Annotated in this window: 13 protein-coding genes; 5 read left to right on the top strand and 8 right to left on the bottom strand. The window is 63.5% G+C overall.

Going from position 1 to position 16,715, the window contains the following annotated elements; translation table 11 throughout:
• Nucleotides 1-15 precede the first annotated feature (15 nt).
• Both deoC and AC1DZP_RS13165 read right to left on the bottom strand, forming a co-directional pair.
• On the bottom strand, nucleotides 16-1,071 hold the full coding sequence (gene deoC, locus AC1DZP_RS13170; RefSeq protein WP_184872888.1) for a deoxyribose-phosphate aldolase: 1,056 nt from the start codon (nucleotides 1,069-1,071) through the stop codon (nucleotides 16-18).
• A gap of 244 nt (nucleotides 1,072-1,315) precedes the next feature.
• Nucleotides 1,316-2,143, bottom strand: coding sequence for a ferredoxin--NADP reductase (locus tag AC1DZP_RS13165; RefSeq protein WP_095083643.1), 828 nt, complete (start codon nucleotides 2,141-2,143; stop codon nucleotides 1,316-1,318).
• 220 nt (nucleotides 2,144-2,363) lie between these two features.
• Between AC1DZP_RS13165 and AC1DZP_RS13160 the strand changes: the two genes are divergently transcribed.
• The 4 genes from AC1DZP_RS13160 (at nucleotide 2,364) to AC1DZP_RS13145 (ending at nucleotide 8,284) form a co-directional block, all read left to right on the top strand.
• On the top strand, nucleotides 2,364-4,448 hold the full coding sequence (locus AC1DZP_RS13160; RefSeq protein ID WP_477302833.1) for a hydantoinase/oxoprolinase family protein: 2,085 nt from the start codon (nucleotides 2,364-2,366) through the stop codon (nucleotides 4,446-4,448).
• Between the two features lie 16 nt (nucleotides 4,449-4,464).
• Entirely contained in the window at nucleotides 4,465-6,207 is a 1,743-nt protein-coding gene (locus tag AC1DZP_RS13155; RefSeq protein ID WP_477302962.1) for a hydantoinase B/oxoprolinase family protein, read from the top strand.
• Between the two features lie 116 nt (nucleotides 6,208-6,323).
• A complete protein-coding gene (locus AC1DZP_RS13150) occupies nucleotides 6,324-7,100 on the top strand; it encodes an ABC transporter substrate-binding protein (RefSeq protein ID WP_477302831.1) in 777 nt (258 codons plus the stop codon).
• Between the two features lie 68 nt (nucleotides 7,101-7,168).
• Nucleotides 7,169-8,284: an aminomethyl transferase family protein gene (locus AC1DZP_RS13145; RefSeq protein ID WP_477302829.1), complete on the top strand. Its 1,116-nt coding sequence runs from the start codon at nucleotides 7,169-7,171 to the stop codon at nucleotides 8,282-8,284.
• Nucleotides 8,285-8,351: 67 nt separating this feature from the next.
• On the opposite strand, the gene AC1DZP_RS13140 is transcribed toward AC1DZP_RS13145, so the two are convergent.
• Entirely contained in the window at nucleotides 8,352-10,187 is a 1,836-nt protein-coding gene (locus tag AC1DZP_RS13140; protein ID WP_477302827.1) for a BTAD domain-containing putative transcriptional regulator, read from the bottom strand.
• Nucleotides 10,188-10,373: 186 nt separating this feature from the next.
• On the opposite strand from AC1DZP_RS13140, the gene AC1DZP_RS13135 reads away from it, so the two are divergent.
• Nucleotides 10,374-10,580, top strand: a complete 207-nt coding sequence (locus tag AC1DZP_RS13135) for a hypothetical protein (RefSeq protein WP_477302825.1) — start codon at nucleotides 10,374-10,376, stop codon at nucleotides 10,578-10,580.
• Between the two features lie 124 nt (nucleotides 10,581-10,704).
• On the opposite strand, the gene AC1DZP_RS13130 is transcribed toward AC1DZP_RS13135, so the two are convergent.
• From AC1DZP_RS13130 to AC1DZP_RS13110, 5 genes are all read right to left on the bottom strand, one after another.
• Nucleotides 10,705-11,361, bottom strand: coding sequence for a methionine ABC transporter permease (locus AC1DZP_RS13130; protein ID WP_127266743.1), 657 nt, complete (start codon nucleotides 11,359-11,361; stop codon nucleotides 10,705-10,707).
• On the bottom strand, nucleotides 11,342-12,430 hold the full coding sequence (locus AC1DZP_RS13125) for a methionine ABC transporter ATP-binding protein (protein ID WP_477302823.1): 1,089 nt from the start codon (nucleotides 12,428-12,430) through the stop codon (nucleotides 11,342-11,344). The genes AC1DZP_RS13130 and AC1DZP_RS13125 overlap by 20 nt, the downstream gene beginning before the upstream one ends.
• 90 nt (nucleotides 12,431-12,520) lie before the next feature.
• Entirely contained in the window at nucleotides 12,521-13,375 is an 855-nt protein-coding gene (locus tag AC1DZP_RS13120; protein WP_477224946.1) for a MetQ/NlpA family lipoprotein, read from the bottom strand.
• A 232-nt stretch (nucleotides 13,376-13,607) separates the two neighbouring features.
• Nucleotides 13,608-15,095: an aldehyde dehydrogenase gene (locus tag AC1DZP_RS13115; protein ID WP_477302821.1), complete on the bottom strand. Its 1,488-nt coding sequence runs from the start codon at nucleotides 15,093-15,095 to the stop codon at nucleotides 13,608-13,610.
• A gap of 81 nt (nucleotides 15,096-15,176) precedes the next feature.
• Nucleotides 15,177-16,625 carry an APC family permease gene (locus AC1DZP_RS13110; RefSeq protein ID WP_095083626.1) on the bottom strand — a complete coding sequence of 483 codons (1,449 nt, stop codon included), beginning with the start codon at nucleotides 16,623-16,625 and terminating at the stop codon, nucleotides 15,177-15,179.
• Between the last annotated feature and the right edge of the window lie 90 nt (nucleotides 16,626-16,715).

Below are 16,715 nucleotides of genomic sequence, written 5' to 3'. Positions count from 1 at the left end.
ATCGCGGTCGGGCGCTCAAGCCATCGCGTGGCGATGATTGGCCGAATAGTGCCCGGTCAGATGGTGTTCGAGCTGGCGCTCGATGTCGGTCAAAAGGCTCGAGGCGCCGAAGCGGAACAGCTCGGGCTCCAGCCATGGCCGGCCGAGTTCTTCCTTCATCAGCACCAGCCAGTCGAGCGAGGCTTTTGCCGTGGAGATGCCGCCAGCCGGCTTGAAACCGATGAGATAGCCGGTCTCCTCGAAATAGGCTCGGATGGCGCGAACCATGGCGAGGCCGACCGGCAGCGTGGCGTTCACACTTTCCTTGCCGGTCGAGGTCTTGATGAAGTCGGCGCCGGCCATCATAGCGACCATCGAGGCGAGCATGACATTGCGCAGCGTGGCGAGGTCACCGGTGCCGAGGATGACCTTCAGATGCGCGTCCCCACAGGCGGCGCGCATCGAGACGATTTCGTTGTAAAGCTCCCGCCACTTGGCGCCGAACACCAGCCCGCGCGGAATGACGACGTCGATCTCGTCGGCGCCGTCCTTCACCGAGGCCTCGATTTCCTGCAGGCGGGTGGAAAGTGGGGCAAGGCCGTGCGGGAAGGCGGTGGAAACGGCGGCGACGTGGATGCCGGTGCCGCGCACGGCATCGACCGCGGTGGCGACGAAGGGATGGTAGACGCAGACGGCGGCCGGGCGAATGACCTCGCCCGCAATACCGAGACCCTCGACGATATCGCGGCGGAACGGATTGATCGCCTTGGCGCACAGCCGGCGCACGCGCTCTTCGGTGTCGTTGGAATTCAGCGTCGTCAGGTCCATGCAGGCGACGGCGCGCAGCAGCCAGGCCGCCTGATTGTCGGCCTTGATAGAGCGCCGCTTGGTCAGGCTCGCGACGCGGCGCTCGAGCGCCGAGCGGTTGACGCTGCGCACCGACTCCATGAAGCCGAGGTCGAGCTTCATGCCGGGGTTGCGCGCGATGCGATGGTCCAGCGGAACGGGGGTATTGGCGGCGGCGCGCGCCGGCAGTGGCGTCACCTTCGACGCGCCGGCACCAAGCTCGGCTTCGCGGATTGTGCTGCTCATCTCCTGCCCTTTCATTCAGCGACTTGCGCCGAAGATAGCCCGTGAATTGACGCTTCACGAGTCCCTTAATGCATGCCGCCCAAAAGTGCGCAGCGGTTTTGGGACAACGGCATGCATCGACAAAAAACAAAAAGCGCGTCGCGTAAGGCGACGCGCTTTTGCGCTCATAGCTTAAAAAGGCCGCGAAAGCAGCTAGTTTTTTGACCGAAAGGTCAAAACTTGATTTCTGAGTGTGTTGGTCGGCTCAGCCGACGAAGGCGCGTTCGACGACAAAACTCGCCGGATGATGCAGCGAGCCCTCCTCGAAGCCGAGGCTTTCGGCCAGCTCCTTGACGTCCTTCAGCATGTGCATCGAACCGCAGATCATGATGCGGTCGGTTTCCGGATTGAGCTTGTCGATGCCGAGATCGGTATAGAACTTGCCGGACCCGATCAGCGCGGTGATGCGGCCCATGCGCGCCGAGTCTTCGCGGGTCGTCGAATTGTAGAGGGTGACGCGGCCGCCGGTCAGCTCGCCGATCAGCGGATCGCTTTCGAGCCCGGCGACCAGCTCCTGGCCATAGATGAGCTCGGCAGTATCGCGGCAGGTGTGGGTCAGGACGACCTGCTCGAACTTCTCATAGGTGTCGGGGTCGCGCAGCAGGCTGGCGAAAGGCGCGATGCCGGTGCCGGTCGAGATCATGAACAGGCGTTTGGCGGGCGTCAGCGCGTCGACGACCAGTGTGCCGGTCGACTTCTGGCGCATGATGACGGTGTCGCCAACCTGGATCTTCTGCAGTTCCGAAGTCAGCGGGCCGTCCGGCACCTTGATCGAGAAGAATTCCAGCTCGTCGTCCCAGGCCGGGCTCGCCACCGAATAGGCGCGGAAAACCGGCTTCTCGGCGTTGGGCAGGCCGATCATGACGAACTCGCCGGAACGGAAGCGCAGCGACTGCGGCCGGGTGATGCGGAACGAGAACAGCCGGTCCGTATAGTGCTTTACCGAGACGACGGTCTCGGCATAGACATTGGCCGGAATCGGAAACTGCAGCGGGCGGGCGCCTGCGGTATTGAATGCGGTTGTGGTGTTCATCAAATCCAACCTTCTGGCCCAACTGCGAACGCGGGCACCAAACCTTCACCTGCGCGCCCGAACTGTTCAGGTTCCGGCGTGCTGCCTGCACACTCCAAAGCAGTAAGCTCTTGTGTCCGGAATTTATTAGTATACAAACGATATTTGCGTCAAGATACCGCCGCGAAACACCTTTCCAAACTGTGACATATCCGTAGTCCGCGCATTTCGGGTTTCGACAATGAAAGAGAATTTTTCGGTGCAGCAGCCGGATTCCCTGGGCAGCGTCGTCGCCGGTATCGATGTCGGCGGGACCTTTACCGACCTGCTTCTGATCGACGGCCGAGACGGCGGCCGGGTGCATATCGCCAAGACCCCGACCACGGTCGACAACCAGGCGTTCGGCGTCGTTTCGGCGCTCGGCGCCACCGGATTTCCGATCGACGGCATAGACCTCATCGTGCATGGCACGACCACCACCACCAATGCGGTGCTCGAACGCCGGCTGGCGAAAACCGGCATGATCACCACGCGCGGTTTTCGCGACGTGATCGAGCTCGGCCGGCGCACGCGGCCGCAGGCCTACGGCATGACCGGCAGTTTCGTGCCGATCATCCCGCGCAATCTGAGGCTCGAAGTCTCGGAGCGTGTCGAGGCGTCGGGCACGGTGCGCGCGCCGCTCGACGAGGCCGAAATGCGCGTGGCGGTGAAGGCCTTGATCGACGCCGGCTGCGAATCCCTCGTCATCCATTTCCTGCATTCCTACGCCAACCCGGCGCATGAGCGCCGCGCCGCCGAGATTGCCGCCGAGCTCTGGCCGAACGGCTACATCACGTCGGGCCACGCGCTGCTGTCGGAAGCGCGCGAATTCGAGCGCGGCGTCACCGCTTCGGTCAATGCCTCGGTGCAGCCGATCCTCGAGCGCTATGTCGAGCGGCTGCGCAAGGAGTTGGGCTCGAAAGGCTATGCCCGCGACTTCCTGATCATGAACGGCAATGGCGGCATGATCTCGGCCCGCTTCGTCACACGTGAATCGGCCAAGACCGTCATGTCCGGTCCGGCCTCGGGCGTCATCGCCGCCGCCTATACGGGAAAACGCGCCGGCTACGAAAACCTCGTCACCTACGACATGGGCGGCACCTCGACCGACGTGGCGCTGATCCGCAACGCCGAGCCGGCTGTCTCGAACGAGATCGAGATCGAATATGCTATGCCGATCCACGTGCCGATGGTGGCGGTGCACACGGTCGGCGCCGGCGGCGGCTCGATCGCCCGCGTCGATGCCGCCGGCCTGATCCAGATCGGTCCGGAAAGCGCCGGCGCCAATCCCGGCCCGATCTGCTACGGACGCGGCGGCCTTGAGCCGACCATCACCGACGCCAATCTGGTGCTCGGCCGGCTGGCGCCGAAAAAGCTGCTGGCGGTCGAAAACCCGGTCACCGTCGAGCGCGTCACCGGTATCTTCGAGGAGAAGATCGGCAAGGCGACCGGCCTGTCCGGCGTCGAGGCGGCGGGCGCGGTGCTGCGGCTCGGCAACATGAAGATGGCCGGCGCCATCCGCATGGTTTCGGTGTCGCGCGGCCATGATCCGCGCGATTTCGCACTGTTCGCCTTCGGCGGCGCCGGGCCGCTGCACGCAACCGCCCTGGCGCGCGAACTCGGCCTGCCCAAGGTGCTGGTGCCGGCGCGGCCAGGTATCACCAACGCGCTCGGCTGCGTCGTCGCCGATCTGCGCCACGACTTCGTCAACACCGTCAACCAGCCGGTGGCGGTGCTCGACGAGGACCAGCTTCACGCCGTATTGGAACGGCACCGAAACGAAGGCGAGGAGCTCATCGGCAAGGAAGCGGTGAAGCCCGAGACGATCCGCGTCACCCACTCCGCCGACATGCAGTTCGTCGGCCAGACCCACATCATCAACGTGCCGTTGCCATCCTCGTCGGTGACCAAACATGAGCTGCAAACGCTGTTCGAAAAAGCCTATTTCGCCCGCTTCAAGGTCGAGCTGCCGGAAATCCGCGCCAACCTCGTCAACCTCAACACCTCGGTGACGGGTGTGCGGCCGGCGATCGACCTGTCGCGTTTGATCGACCCGGCTGGTCGCGGAAAAACGCTCGACGAAGCACGGCGCGAGATTCGGCCGGTCTGGTACGGCGGGCGGTGGCACGACACCCCGGTTTTCGCGCGCGAAAAGCTGCCGCTCGACGCGGTCATCGAAGGCCCGGCGATCCTCGAACAGATGGATGCGACCACCGTGCTCGAACCCGGCGACCGGGCGCGCTCGGACGCCGACGGCAACATCATCATCGACATTGGCGAGGCCTGAGATGCCTGACATTGATATGGCAAAGCTCGACGCCATCACCCTTTCGGTCCTCCAGGCGGCCTTGCAGCAGGTCTGCGACGAGATGGACCTGACCTTCTCCCGCGCCGCCTTCTCGCCGGTCATCGCCGAGGCCAACGACCGCTCCGATGGCATCTATTCGGCTGTCGATGGCTCGCTGATCGCGCAGGGGTCGCAGGGCCTGCCGGTGTTCGTCGGCGTCATGCAGTATTCGACCAAAACGGTGATCGAGATGATCGCCGACGGCCGCTGCCTGCCGCCGGAGCCCGGCGACATCTACATCGTCAACGATCCCTATCTCGGCGGCACCCACCTGATGGATGTGCGCTTCGCCATGCCGGTCTACCGGGCCGGCAAGATTTTCTGCTGGCTGTCCAACACCGGCCACTGGCCTGACATTGGCGGCTCGGTGCCGGGCGGTTTCTCGGCTTCCGCGACCGCGGTCGAACAGGAAGGCCTCCGGCTGCCACCGGTCAAGCTGTTCAAGAAGGGCGTACTTGACCCCGAAATCTACGCCATCATCTGCTCCAACATCCGCGTTGCCGACCAGCGGATCGGCGACATCCGCGCCCAGGCCGCCGCGTTGCTGATCGGCCAGGATCGGCTTAACGGAATCCTCGATCGTTACGGAGACGAAACCGTTGTCGAGGCGATCGCCGAACTGCGCCGGCGGGCCGCCGAACAGATGCGCGCCAACATATCCGCCATCCCCAATGGCACCTACCATTCCAAGGCCTTTGTCGATTCCGACGGGGTGGTCAACGAGCCGCTGACCATCGCGCTGGCCGTCCAGAAACGGGGCGACACGCTGACCTTCGATTTCGCCGGCTCGTCAAAGCCCTGCGCCGGACCGATGAACAGCGTGCTGGCGACGACCTTGTCCTCGGTCTATCTCGCCATGCGCCACATTTTCCCGGATGTGCCGATCAGCGCTGGCGCTTTCGAGCCGCTTGAGGTCAAGCGGCCGGAAGGCACCTTCCTCGACGCCAAGTATCCGCGGCCCGTGTCAGGCTGCGCCGCCGAGGTCTCGCAGCGCATCGCCGAGGCGGTGTTCGCGGCCATGGTGCAGGCGCTACCGGATAAGGTGACGGCGGCCCCGGCCGGGTCCAGCGGCAATTTCGCGCTCGGCGGCAACGATCCGGCGCGCGGCCGCGACTACGTCATGTACCAGATCTCCGGCGGCGGCTATGGCGGCAATTCCAGTCATGACGGCTTGACCAATGGCTGCTCGACCATCGGCATCTCCAAGTCGCCGCCGGTCGAGATCATGGAGCAGGCCTTTCCGGTGCTCTACCGCCACTACGCCTTGCGTGAGGGTTCGGGCGGCGCCGGCAAGCAGCGCGGCGGCTTCGGCCTCGCCTATGAGGTCGAAATCCTGCGCGGCGATGCCCGCGCCTCCTTCGTCATGGACCATGGCCGTTTCGGCCCGCAGGGTGCGCTTGGCGGCAAGGACGGCGCGGTCAACACGGTGACCGTCTTCCGCAATGGCGAGGAGCACGTGCCGCCGCATCTCTCCAAGGAGCAGGATATCGCGCTGAAGGCCGGCGACCGCGTGCGCGTCGGCACGCCGGGCGGCGGCGGCTATGGCGATCCGCTTGAGCGCGATGCCGATCTGGTGCTGCGCGATGTGGCGCTGGGATACTACACGTCAGCGGAAGCCAGCGAAAAATTCGGTGTTGTCCTGTCGGCGGGCGAGTTCGCCGTTGACCGGAAGGCGACGGACAAGCAGCGCGCCGGCTAACACTGACAGCGGCCGTGATCGCCCGCCGCGCCGTGATCGCCGCAGCACATGTCGTTTCCGTCTCCGCCGGGGTCACGAAAGCCCGTAGACTTATCCAGTCAACGGAGATCTCGGACATGCGTCTTTTCGGTCGTTTCGTGCTTGCCGCCTCGGTCGCCCTGGTTCTCGCCACGGGGGCCGCTTCCGCCCAGGACAAGAAACTCAGGATCGGCACCGAGGGCGCCTATCCGCCCTTCAACTACGCCAATGCCGACGGCACGCTGGGCGGTTTCGACATCGACCTCGGCAAGGCGCTGTGCGCTGAGATGAAGGCCGAGTGCGAGTTCACCGTGCAGGACTTCGATGGCTCGATACCTGCGCTGCAGGCCGGCAAGTTCGACGCGATCATCAACATCACCATCACGCCCGAGCGGGCGGAGAAGGTCGAGTTCACCCACAAATACTACCAGACGCCGCCGGCCATCGCGGTGCCGAAGGATTCGACCATCGCCGGCACCTCGCCGGACGATCTGAAAGGCAAGGCGCTCGGCGTGCAGACCGCGACCATCCACCAGAAATTCGCCGAGCAGAAATACTCAGGCTCGACCGTCAAGGCCTATCCGACCGGCGATGACGCCCGCACCGACATGGCCAATGGCCGCCTCGACGCAATGATGGACGGCTCGATCATCCTGACCGAATGGCTGAAGAAACCGGACGGCGCCTGCTGCAAGTTGCTTGGCACGCTGACGGCCGTTCCGGCCATTCACGGCCCCGGCGTCGGCATCGCGCTGCAGAAGGGCGACAAGGAGCTGGCCGACAAGTTCAATGCCGCGATAGACGCGCTGCGTGCCAACGGAAAATACAAGGAAATCAACGATAAATACTTTTCCTTCGACGTTTACGGCAGCTGATCCCGGCAGCAATTCCCTTCGGCAGCGCTGTCCGGCGCTGCCGATTTCTATGAATAGTGGAGACTTTCTTGGCTGAACGGCGCTCCCCCTTCTACAGCAGCATCGTCGGATTGGGCGCGACCATGGGTCGGGTCGGTGGCGATTTCATCTCGGCCAAGACTTATTCCGGCATCGCCGACGAGCACCTGAACACGCGCAAGAATGTCGGCGTGCAGGATCTCAGCACCATGGGCAAGATGGACATCAAGGGGCCGGACGCCGAGGCGCTGGTCAATCATGTCATCGTCAACGATGCGGCGGCGATGAAGCCCGGCCAGGTCCGTTATTCCACCGTCTGCCGCGAGGATGGCGGCATCATGGACGATCTCACCGTGTTCCGTCTGGCGCCCGAACATTTCATGCTGGTGACCGGCTCGGTCAATCGCCTGAAGATGCTGCCGTGGCTGCTGCATCATGTGCAGGGGCGCAAGGCCTATGTCACCGACATCACCGCGGCCATCGCCTTCCCGACCATCCAGGGGCCGCGCTCGCGCGACCTGCTGAAGGCGTTGATCTCGGATGCCGATCTGGACGGGCTCAAGCGCTGGTCGTTCGCCTCAGGGCGCATTGGTGAGACGAAGGTACTGATCTCGCGCACCGGGGTGACCGGCGAGCTAGGCTTCGAACTGTTCGTGCCGGCCGACGAGGCGGCTTCGGTCTGGAACGCGCTGATGACGGCCGGCCGTGACTTTGGCCTGAAACCCTATGGCGTGCTGGCGATGTTCACGCTCGGACTGGAAAAAGCCTATCCGGCGCATGGCATCGACATGGACGAGACCCGCACACCGTTCCATGTCGGCCTCGACCGCTGGATCAAATTCGACAAGGGCAATTTCGTCGGCCGCGAAGCCTTGCTCAAGGTCCGCGACAAGAGCCTGGACGAGCAATGGGTCGGGCTGATCCTCGACGGCGACAGACCGGCCGCGACCGACGCCAGGGTGCTGGCCGATGGTGAGGACGCCGGCATCGTCACCTACAGCGACCACGGCTATTCCCTCGGCAAGGTGCTGGCGACCGCGCATATGCGGCTGCCGTTCACGGCTGTCGGCACGGAACTCAGCATCGACATAGACGGAAAGCCGACCCGCGCGGTCGTCGCGCCAATCCCGTTCTTCGACCCCGAGGGGGTCAGGCTGAGGGGCTAGCGCGGCTTGTTCCGGAAATCGCTCTTGGGCCTTCCTTTCGGCTAAGGGTATGGCGGAAGGTCGACATTCATCCATCGGGTATGCCGACAGCAAGCAGGTCTCTCCGAAGGTCCTCCAGGATTTTTGGGTTACGATACGGATCGATCAAGATGGTGCTTACAGTCGCATCGGGCCTTGCCGCCAGACACTGCCTGGCTGCGTGAGCGGCGAGTTGCTCGTCGCCCATTCTCAAATGACACACCGCCAGAAACGCATAAGCCCAAAATGCATAGGCATTGAGATTCCGGTAGGAGGCTATCGCCTCAGGATACCGTCCGAGAACCAGAAGAACTTGTCCGCGTAGATCCCAGAACCAATCGTAATTCAGGGGATCACGGGCGATGCAGACGTCCAGATCGGACAAAGCTTCCTCATGCCGACCGAGATAGCTCCAGCACAAGCCCCGTATTGCTCTCGCCCGGGTTTCGTTCGGATTAAGGTTCACACCCTGCTCGAGATGCAGCAACGCCTCTTCCAATTGTCCCATGAAGATGAGCGTGTGACCTACCGCTGTATGGCTCCATGCCTGTTTCGGCTCAAGTTTTAGAGCACGGCGACCGTGGGCAAGAGCGTTCGTGAGCGTGTTCCCGTCCCCCTCAAGCAGCCATTTGCTTGTGAGTACAGTCGCCATCATTGCATGGATGGTAGCGACATTCGGGTCGAGCTCAATCGCCCTGGCAAGATAGGGCTCTGCTTCCAGAGTAGTGTCATAGCGAACCATCCGAACGCGAGCCTGAAGATACAGGTCGTAGGCGTCGAGCTGGGTGATCGGAAGGCGCCGCATCTTCTCCACACCCGAAGTGCGGATTGTGCCGACGACGGTGATAGCGACGCTTCTGGCGATCTCCTCCTGGAGCTCAAAAATATCTGTCAGCTCCCGATCGAATCGATCGGCCCAGATTTGATTGCCGGATTTGGCCTCTATGAGTTGCGATGAGATCCTGACCCTGTCGCCGGCACGGCGAATGCTACCCCGAAGCAGGTAGTCGACGGACAACTGCTTCGCGATGGTGACGGCGTCGACAGTCCTTCCCTTGAACACAAAGGAGGAATTGCGCGCTATGAGATGAAGTTCACCGAATCGTCCCAGTTCGGTGATGATGTCCTCGGTGACCCCGTCGCTGAAATATTCCTGGCTGGCGTCGCTGCTCATGTTCTCGAATGCAAGAACTGCAACGACTGGTCCGCGGCTTGATGCGCCGTCGGTTTGCGGTCTGGGCGTCTCGTCCATGCTCCTGCGCAATAGCTGAAGCTCGTCACCTGGCTCCAGGTTCAGCTCGCGCTTCAGCAACAGCTTGCACGCCTCATAATGCTTGATGGCGAGCGCGGCCTGACTCAGGGCGATGTGCGCCCGCATCAACGCGACATGCGACGGCTCCCGCAGCGGATCAAGAGCAACCAGCCGTTCGCAGATTGCAACACGCTCGATGCCGCTCTCCGATTCTGCCAGAAGCTGGAACACATCGATTGCCCGCAGGGACAGGTCGGCACGGGCTTGGCGAAGCCAATCCTCGAAAGCGTTGTCAAACGTGCTCAACCCATCAAGAAAAGGGCCGGCATAGAGGGTGGCAGCCCGCCGAAGCTCGGCCGCATCACGGCTCGCGGATGCAGCGACGAATTCAGTCACGTCGATGGTGAAGAATTTCGGATTGAGCGCGACACGATCCCCGACCAGGGCCAAGGCATCCGCTCCCAACCCGGCAAAATCCTTGCGGATAGCAGCCAGGGCCTGTCGCAGACTGTCCCTTGCCTGCTCCTCACCTCGATCGCTCCATAGAAGAGCAGCCAGCTTGTGACGCGTCGCCTCCTGGTTCGGTGCTACGGCGAGAATGCCCAGAAGTGCTCTATTCTTCTTGGCAGCCACCTCCAAGGGTTTCCCCTGTGGCGACGTCAGGTGAAAACCACCCAGGAGATCGAGCCGCGCTGGGCTCATCGCGATATACTCTGAATTTCTGCTTTTTCCGCGATATTCACGAGCTTTTCACAGGCATCTCACGCCCCGCATTCGATGTTGCCTCTCGCAACTAACAACATCCGAGAGGAAACTCCAATGTCCGTCGTCACCGAGGTTCTGGGAAAGGCAGGTGAAACGCTCACGAACGAACTGCCGAAGCGGGGTAAGGTCCACCTTGGCCGATTTTTGTACAGCATAGCAGCGGTATATGCCTCCGCGACCTGGAAGGCCTACGGGGCGGCTACTGGCCTTGGTGCGAATAGTCCCGGACGTCGACCTGACGACGACGTCGGCAACTACTGAACGTCTTCGTCCCAACGCCGCGACGCAGACCTCGTCCAAGCCATCATCGTCGGGCCTTGTGGTTCAGAAGCACCGCTACAGGCTCGTATGGAAGACAATCTCGCCCAGATCGTCGGGCCAGTCCTCACCCCCGCCGATCCAGCCTTGCCACCAGCCGGTCGCCGGCCCACTGGATCCCGCAGACCAGGATGATCAGCACGATCACCACGGCGATCATGACGCTGGTCTCGAAACGCTGATAGCCATAGCGGATGGCGAGGTCGCCGAGCCCACCGGCGCCGATGGCGCCAGCCATCGCCGAGGCGCCGATCAGCGTCACCAGCGTCACCGTGAAACCGGCGACGATGCCGGGCAGGGCTTCGGGCACCAGCACCTCGCGGATGATCGTCCAGCGATTGCCTCCCATGGCGCGCGCCGCCTCGATCAGCCCGCGGTCGACTTCGCGCAGCGACACTTCGGCGATGCGCGCATAATAGGGCGTGGCCGCGATCGACAGCGGCACTATGGCCGCCCAGGTGCCGATCGAGGTGCCGACGATCAGCCGCGTCACCGGGATCAGCGCCACCAGAAGGATGATGAAGGGCACCGAACGGAAGCCGTTGATGACGGCGCCGAGCGCGCGGTTCACCCATAGGCTTTCGGCGATCCCGCCGCGTTCGGTGGCGATCAGCGCCAGCCCCAGCGGCAGGCCGAACACCAGCGAGATCAGGCCGGACGCGGCCGTCATCAGCACGGTTTCCCAGATCGAACGCAGCAGAAGCTCAAACAGGATTGGCGACATGGCCAAGCACCTCCACCCGCGCCTGGCGGGCCTTCAGGAATGTGACGACGGCGGCGAGATGGCTTGCATCGCTGCCAGGAACAGAAACGAACAGCGTGCCGACGGGCTGCTGCTGGATGTGGTCGATGCCGCCATGAACGAGGCGGAAGGGGCCTGGAACAGCAGTGGCGAGATCGGACAGCAATGGGCCGCGAGCCGCCTCGCCGGCCACGTCGACGCGCAGGACCGTCTCCGTCCCGGCCGACGGCAGCAGCTGGGCTGCCATTTCGGCGGGCAGCTGCGGCCGGATGGCGCCGAGCAGGCTGCGTGTGATCTCCGAACGCGGCTCGGCAAACACCGACCAGACCGGCCCTTCCTCGACGATGCGGCCGGCATCGATCACCGCCACCCGATCGGCGATCGAGCGGATCACCTCCATCTCATGGGTGATCAGCAGGATGGTCAGCCCAAGCTGCCGGTTGATGTCTTTCAGCAGAGCGAGGATGGAGCGCGTCGTCTCCGGGTCGAGCGCCGAGGTGGCTTCGTCCGACAGCAGCAGCGCCGGCCGCGCCGCAAGCGCCCGGGCGATGCCGACGCGTTGCTTCTGGCCGCCCGATAGCGATGCCGGATAGGCCTTGGCTTTCTCCGACAAGCCGACGAGGTCAAGCAGTTCGGCGGCGCGCTGCGGCCGCTCGGCCTTCGGTCGGCCCTCGATCTTCAGCGGCAGCGCCACATTGTCCTCGACCGTCTTGGCCGACAAAAGGTTGAAGTGCTGGAAGATCATGCCGATGCGCCGCCGTAGCGGCTGCAGATCGCGCTCGCCGAGCCGGCTGATCTCGCGGCCTTCGATGAAGACCTCGCCGGAATCGGGCCGCTCCAGCCCGTTCAGGCAGCGGATCAGCGTCGATTTGCCGGCGCCGCTGCGGCCGATGATACCGAGGATCTCGCCCTTGCGCACCGTCAGCGAGATGCCATCGAGTGCCGCTGTCGCGCCAAAACGGCGCTTCAGGTCGACAAGGCGCACCACGTCCTGCGGTGTTGCGCCCGGCTGGTCCGTGGTCTCGGCAGTTGCGGTAAAATGCTGGTTCATGCGCGGATTCCCTAGAAATACAATTGCGGCCCGCGCGTTGCGCGGACCGCTTTCCCGGTAAAAGCAGGCACGTCAGCGCCCGCATATCCCCTAGTAGGCGCTGAGGCCGGTGCCTTTGTAGACCTTGTCGAACTCGGCCTTCACCGCCTCGTTCTGATAGGACGCCACCAGCGTCTTCACCCAGGCCTCGTTCTCATTGCCGACCTTCACCGCGATGAAGTTGCGATAGGGATTGTCGGCGATGGGCTCCTGCGCGATACGATTTTCCGGCGTCAGGCCGCTTTTCAGCGCCCAGTCGGTGTTGACCACGGCGGCGTCGAGATCCTCGACCGAGCGGCCGACGATGCCTGCGTCGAGTTCCTTGATCACCACCTTCTTGGCGTTCTCGGCGATGTCGGCGGTGGTGGCCAGAATGCCGGTGCCGTCCTTCAGCTTGATCACCCCCTCGTTCTGCAGCACGCGCAGCGCCCGGCCTTCGTTGGACGGATCGTTCGGCACGCCGATGACCGCGCCTTCGGGCAGGTCGGCGACCTTGGTGTACTTCTTCGAGTAGAGGCCGATCGGCCAGACGCCGGTATAGCCGACGCGGACGATATGGTAGCCCTGTGTCTTGATCTGGTTGTCGAGATAGGGCTGGTGCTGGAAGGCGTTGGCGTCGATCTCGCCGCGCTCGAGCGCTTCGTTGGGCTGGGTATAGTCGTTGAACACCACGGTCTCGATGGTGAGGCCCTTTTCGGCCGCCTGCGCGACAACGACGCGCCAGACATCCTCGTCCTCGCCGCTGATGATGCCGACCTTGATCGCCTTCTTGTCCTCGGCGAACGACGCATGAGGCGCCATCAGGCTGCCGATGGCAACAGCCGAGGCAAAAAGCAGAGCAAGGCCACTGCGCCGGTTGAGGGTTGACCAAAGGGAAGATGGCAAAGTGTTTTTGAAGTCAGTCATGATTGATCTCTGCGGTTGTGAAGTCATGGCAGCCAGGCTGATTGCCGAGCCTTGGTCACATCATCAGAAATTCTATCGATTTATCAAAGAACGCGTTTCGCCGTTCTCGTCAAAGCCGGGAATATTCTCTCAAAAATTTCAGGAGAGTGAGCACAAGACGCCGCCTGACCGACCGCAGGGGACTGCAGTCGATCCGACGGAAGCCAGGTTCCAAGACAACCCGGCGCCGGTCTCAGAGAGCGATCCAGGCGGTCTTCAGGTCAAGATATTTGTCCAGCGCGTGCAGCGACTTGTCGCGGCCGAAGCCGGACTGCTTGACGCCGCCGAGCGGCACGGTGATGTCGGCGCCGCCATAGGTGTTGACGTGGACGACGCCGGCATTGATGGCGCGCACCATGCGATGCGCGGTGGAAAGGTTGGCTGTCCACACCGCCGAGGCCAGCCCATAGACGGTCGAATTGGCCAGGCGCACCGCCTCCTCCTCGGTCTCGAAGCGCATGACGCCGAGCACGGGCCCGAACACCTCTTCGCGGGCCAGCTGCATGTCCTGCGTCACGTTGTCGAAGATCGTCGGCGCCATGTAGCTGCCGCCGGTCTCGGCAAGTATCCGTTCGCCGCCGGTGACCAGCCGGGCGCCTTCCGCAGCCGCCCGGTCGACAAAGCCGAGATTCTTGGCCAGCTGTTCGGAGCTCGACACCGCGCCGACGTCGCTTGAGAGATCAAGCGGATCGCCGACCTTCAGCCGCGTGGTCGCCGAGAGCAGCTCGTCCATGAAGCGGTCATAGACGGACGCCTGGACGAGCAGGCGCGAGCCGGCGACGCAGACTTGGCCGGAATTGCGGAAGATACCATTGGCCGAGACGACCGCCGCCTGCTTCAGGTCCGGGGCGTCGGCAAAGACGATGTTGGGCGACTTGCCGCCGAGTTCGAGGAAGACCCGCTTCAAATTGGAACGCGCGGAATATTCGAGCAGCCGCCGACCGACAGGCCCCGACCCGGTGAAGGCGATGGCGTCGACATCCATATGCAGGCCGAGCGCTTCGCCGGTGACCGCGCCGCGCCCGGTGACGACGTTGAACACACCGGCGGGGAGTCCGGCCTCGCTGGCCAACTCGGCCAGCCGCAGCAGCGTCAGCGAAGCGATCTCCGGCGGCTTGACCACCACGCAATTGCCGGCGGCGAGCGCGGGCGCGATCTTCCAGGCGCCGATCATCAGCGGAAAGTTCCACGGCACGATGACGCCTACGACGCCGAGCGGTTCCTTGTGGATCAGCCCGAGCACGTTCTCGGCCGTCGGCGCGATCTCGCCATAGATCTTGTCGATCGCCTCGGCATAGTAACGGATGGTGCCTGCCGCCGAGAGCGGTTCGGCCTTGTAGGCCATGCCTATTTCTGTGCCATTGTCGCGGACGCCGAGCACGGCCAGTTCGTCGGCATGCTTTTCGACCAGCTCGGCGAGTCTTGTCAGCACCTTCTTGCGGAAGGCGGGTGCCGAGCGCGACCACGAACCATTCTCGAAGGCCTTGCGCGCCGACTTGACGGCACGGTCGACGTCGGCGGCATTGCCGTCGGCTATGCTGGCGAAGGGCCGGCCGTCGATCGGCGACGTCACCGGCAGACTCGCGCCGCTCATGCCATCGATCTGTGCGCCATCGATGAACAGGCGTCGCGCCCCGATCTCCGTCTTGCGCAACGTGTCGATGGCATCCTGGCTGATCATTGTGTTCTCACTTCTGGAGTTAAGCAGTACGAGGGGCGGCTTGGCGCGCCGCCCCTTGCTTCCCTCGATCCTGTGTCCCGCTCAATCCTTCAACGGCTGGCCGAGATTTTCGAAGGCGACCGGATCGCGGCTCTTCAGCGCGCTTGCCAGCAGCAATCCGACAATTGCTGCAATCAGCACCAATCCCGGCAGGAACACGCCAAGGAAGCCGCCGGCGCCTGACAGGCTGCCGAAATTGATGACGATCAGGTAGATGATGACGACGAAGGCGATGAAGGTCAGACCGGGCAGGATGGTGGTCTTCAGCGCATTCTCCCGGGCAGCCGGATTGGCACGGAAGAACATCACCACGGCCAGCGACGCCACCGCCATCATGACGATGACGCCGAGCGTTGCGACATTGGTCAGCCACGAAAACAGCGCCAGCACCGGATCGAGGCCGAGCACGGCGAACAGCCCGACGACGATTGCCGCCAGCACGCTCTGGATGACCGACGCGACATGCGGGCTCTGGTGCACCGAATGGGTCACGCCGATCGTCTGCGGCAGAAGCTTTTCGCGGCCAGAGACGTAGATGTAGCGGGCAACCGCATTGTGGAACGCGAGCACGCCGGCAAACAGGCTCGACACGAACAGGATGCTCATCGCATGCGACAGCATCGTTCCGGCGTAACGGTCGGACAGGCCGAACAGGAAGGTCGTCGGGTCCTGCAGTCCCTGCAGCGCCGGCAGCAGCTTGTCGACACCGGCGCCGACCGCCATCAGCCATGCCGTGACCATGTAGAAGACGCCGATCAGCAGCACGGAGAAATAGGTGGCGCGCGGAACCGTGACCTCGGGGTCGCGGGCTTCCTCGGCATAGATGGTCGTCGCCTCGAAACCGATGAAGGCGGCAAAGCAGAACAGGATGGCGATGGCCGGTGCACCTGATGTGATCTGGCTCCAGCTGAACGGCGCCGCCGACAGCCCGCTATCGCCGCCGGTCTTGAGGATGGCGATGTCGAGGACCAGCACCACCAGATATTCGCACAGCACCAGCACCGTCAGGATCTTGGCCGACAGGTCGACTTGGCGATAGCCGAGCACGGCGACCAGCGCGATGGCGATGAAACTCCATACCCACCAGGGCAAATTTATGCCCCAGCCGGCAAACAATCCGGCCGTCGCCGCGCCGAGCAGGCCCATGACGCCGATCTGCATGGCATTGTAGGACAGGATGGCGATCAGCGCCGTGGCGCCGCCGGCCAGGCCGCCGAGCCCACGCGCCGCATAGGCGTAGAAGGCGCCGGCATTGCCGACGTGACGCGACATCGTCACATAGCCGACCGCAAACAACAGCAGCAGGATGGTCACGATGAGATAGGTGCCGGCAAAGCCGGCGCCGTTGCCCATCAGCATGCCGAGCGGCGTGCCGCCGGCCACCGCGGTAAGGGGGGCCGCCGCCGAGATCACCATGAAGGTGATGGCGCCGACGCCAAGACTGTTCTTGCGCAGCCTGTTGGCCGGCGCCTGCTCCGTAACTGCTGACATTGGTCCCTCCTGTGTGCGAACCCTTCGGTCCGCCGGCCAATCGGCCTGTTCCATCTGCTCTGGATGCTGGTTCATTATTTGAACCCTTAT

The organism is Mesorhizobium sp. P2_F8, assembly GCF_056403655.1.
Note: the sequence above shows the minus strand (reverse complement) of the source record. Positions and strands in the feature narration are given on the sequence as shown.

Bases quoted from the DNA above. Each gene is read 5' to 3' on its own strand.
- deoC (WP_184872888.1), bottom strand. From the start codon at position 1,071: ATGAGCAGCACAATCCGCGAAGCCGAGCTTGGTGCCGGCGCGTCGAAG.
- AC1DZP_RS13165 (WP_095083643.1), bottom strand. From the start codon at position 2,143: ATGAACACCACAACCGCATTCAATACCGCAGGCGCCCGCCCGCTGCAG.
- AC1DZP_RS13160 (WP_477302833.1), top strand. From the start codon at position 2,364: ATGAAAGAGAATTTTTCGGTGCAGCAGCCGGATTCCCTGGGCAGCGTC.
- AC1DZP_RS13155 (WP_477302962.1), top strand. From the start codon at position 4,465: ATGGCAAAGCTCGACGCCATCACCCTTTCGGTCCTCCAGGCGGCCTTG.
- AC1DZP_RS13150 (WP_477302831.1), top strand. From the start codon at position 6,324: ATGCGTCTTTTCGGTCGTTTCGTGCTTGCCGCCTCGGTCGCCCTGGTT.
- AC1DZP_RS13135 (WP_477302825.1), top strand. From the start codon at position 10,374: ATGTCCGTCGTCACCGAGGTTCTGGGAAAGGCAGGTGAAACGCTCACG.
- AC1DZP_RS13130 (WP_127266743.1), bottom strand. From the start codon at position 11,361: ATGTCGCCAATCCTGTTTGAGCTTCTGCTGCGTTCGATCTGGGAAACC.
- AC1DZP_RS13125 (WP_477302823.1), bottom strand. From the start codon at position 12,430: ATGAACCAGCATTTTACCGCAACTGCCGAGACCACGGACCAGCCGGGC.
- AC1DZP_RS13120 (WP_477224946.1), bottom strand. From the start codon at position 13,375: ATGACTGACTTCAAAAACACTTTGCCATCTTCCCTTTGGTCAACCCTC.
- AC1DZP_RS13115 (WP_477302821.1), bottom strand. From the start codon at position 15,095: ATGATCAGCCAGGATGCCATCGACACGTTGCGCAAGACGGAGATCGGG.
- AC1DZP_RS13110 (WP_095083626.1), bottom strand. From the start codon at position 16,625: ATGTCAGCAGTTACGGAGCAGGCGCCGGCCAACAGGCTGCGCAAGAAC.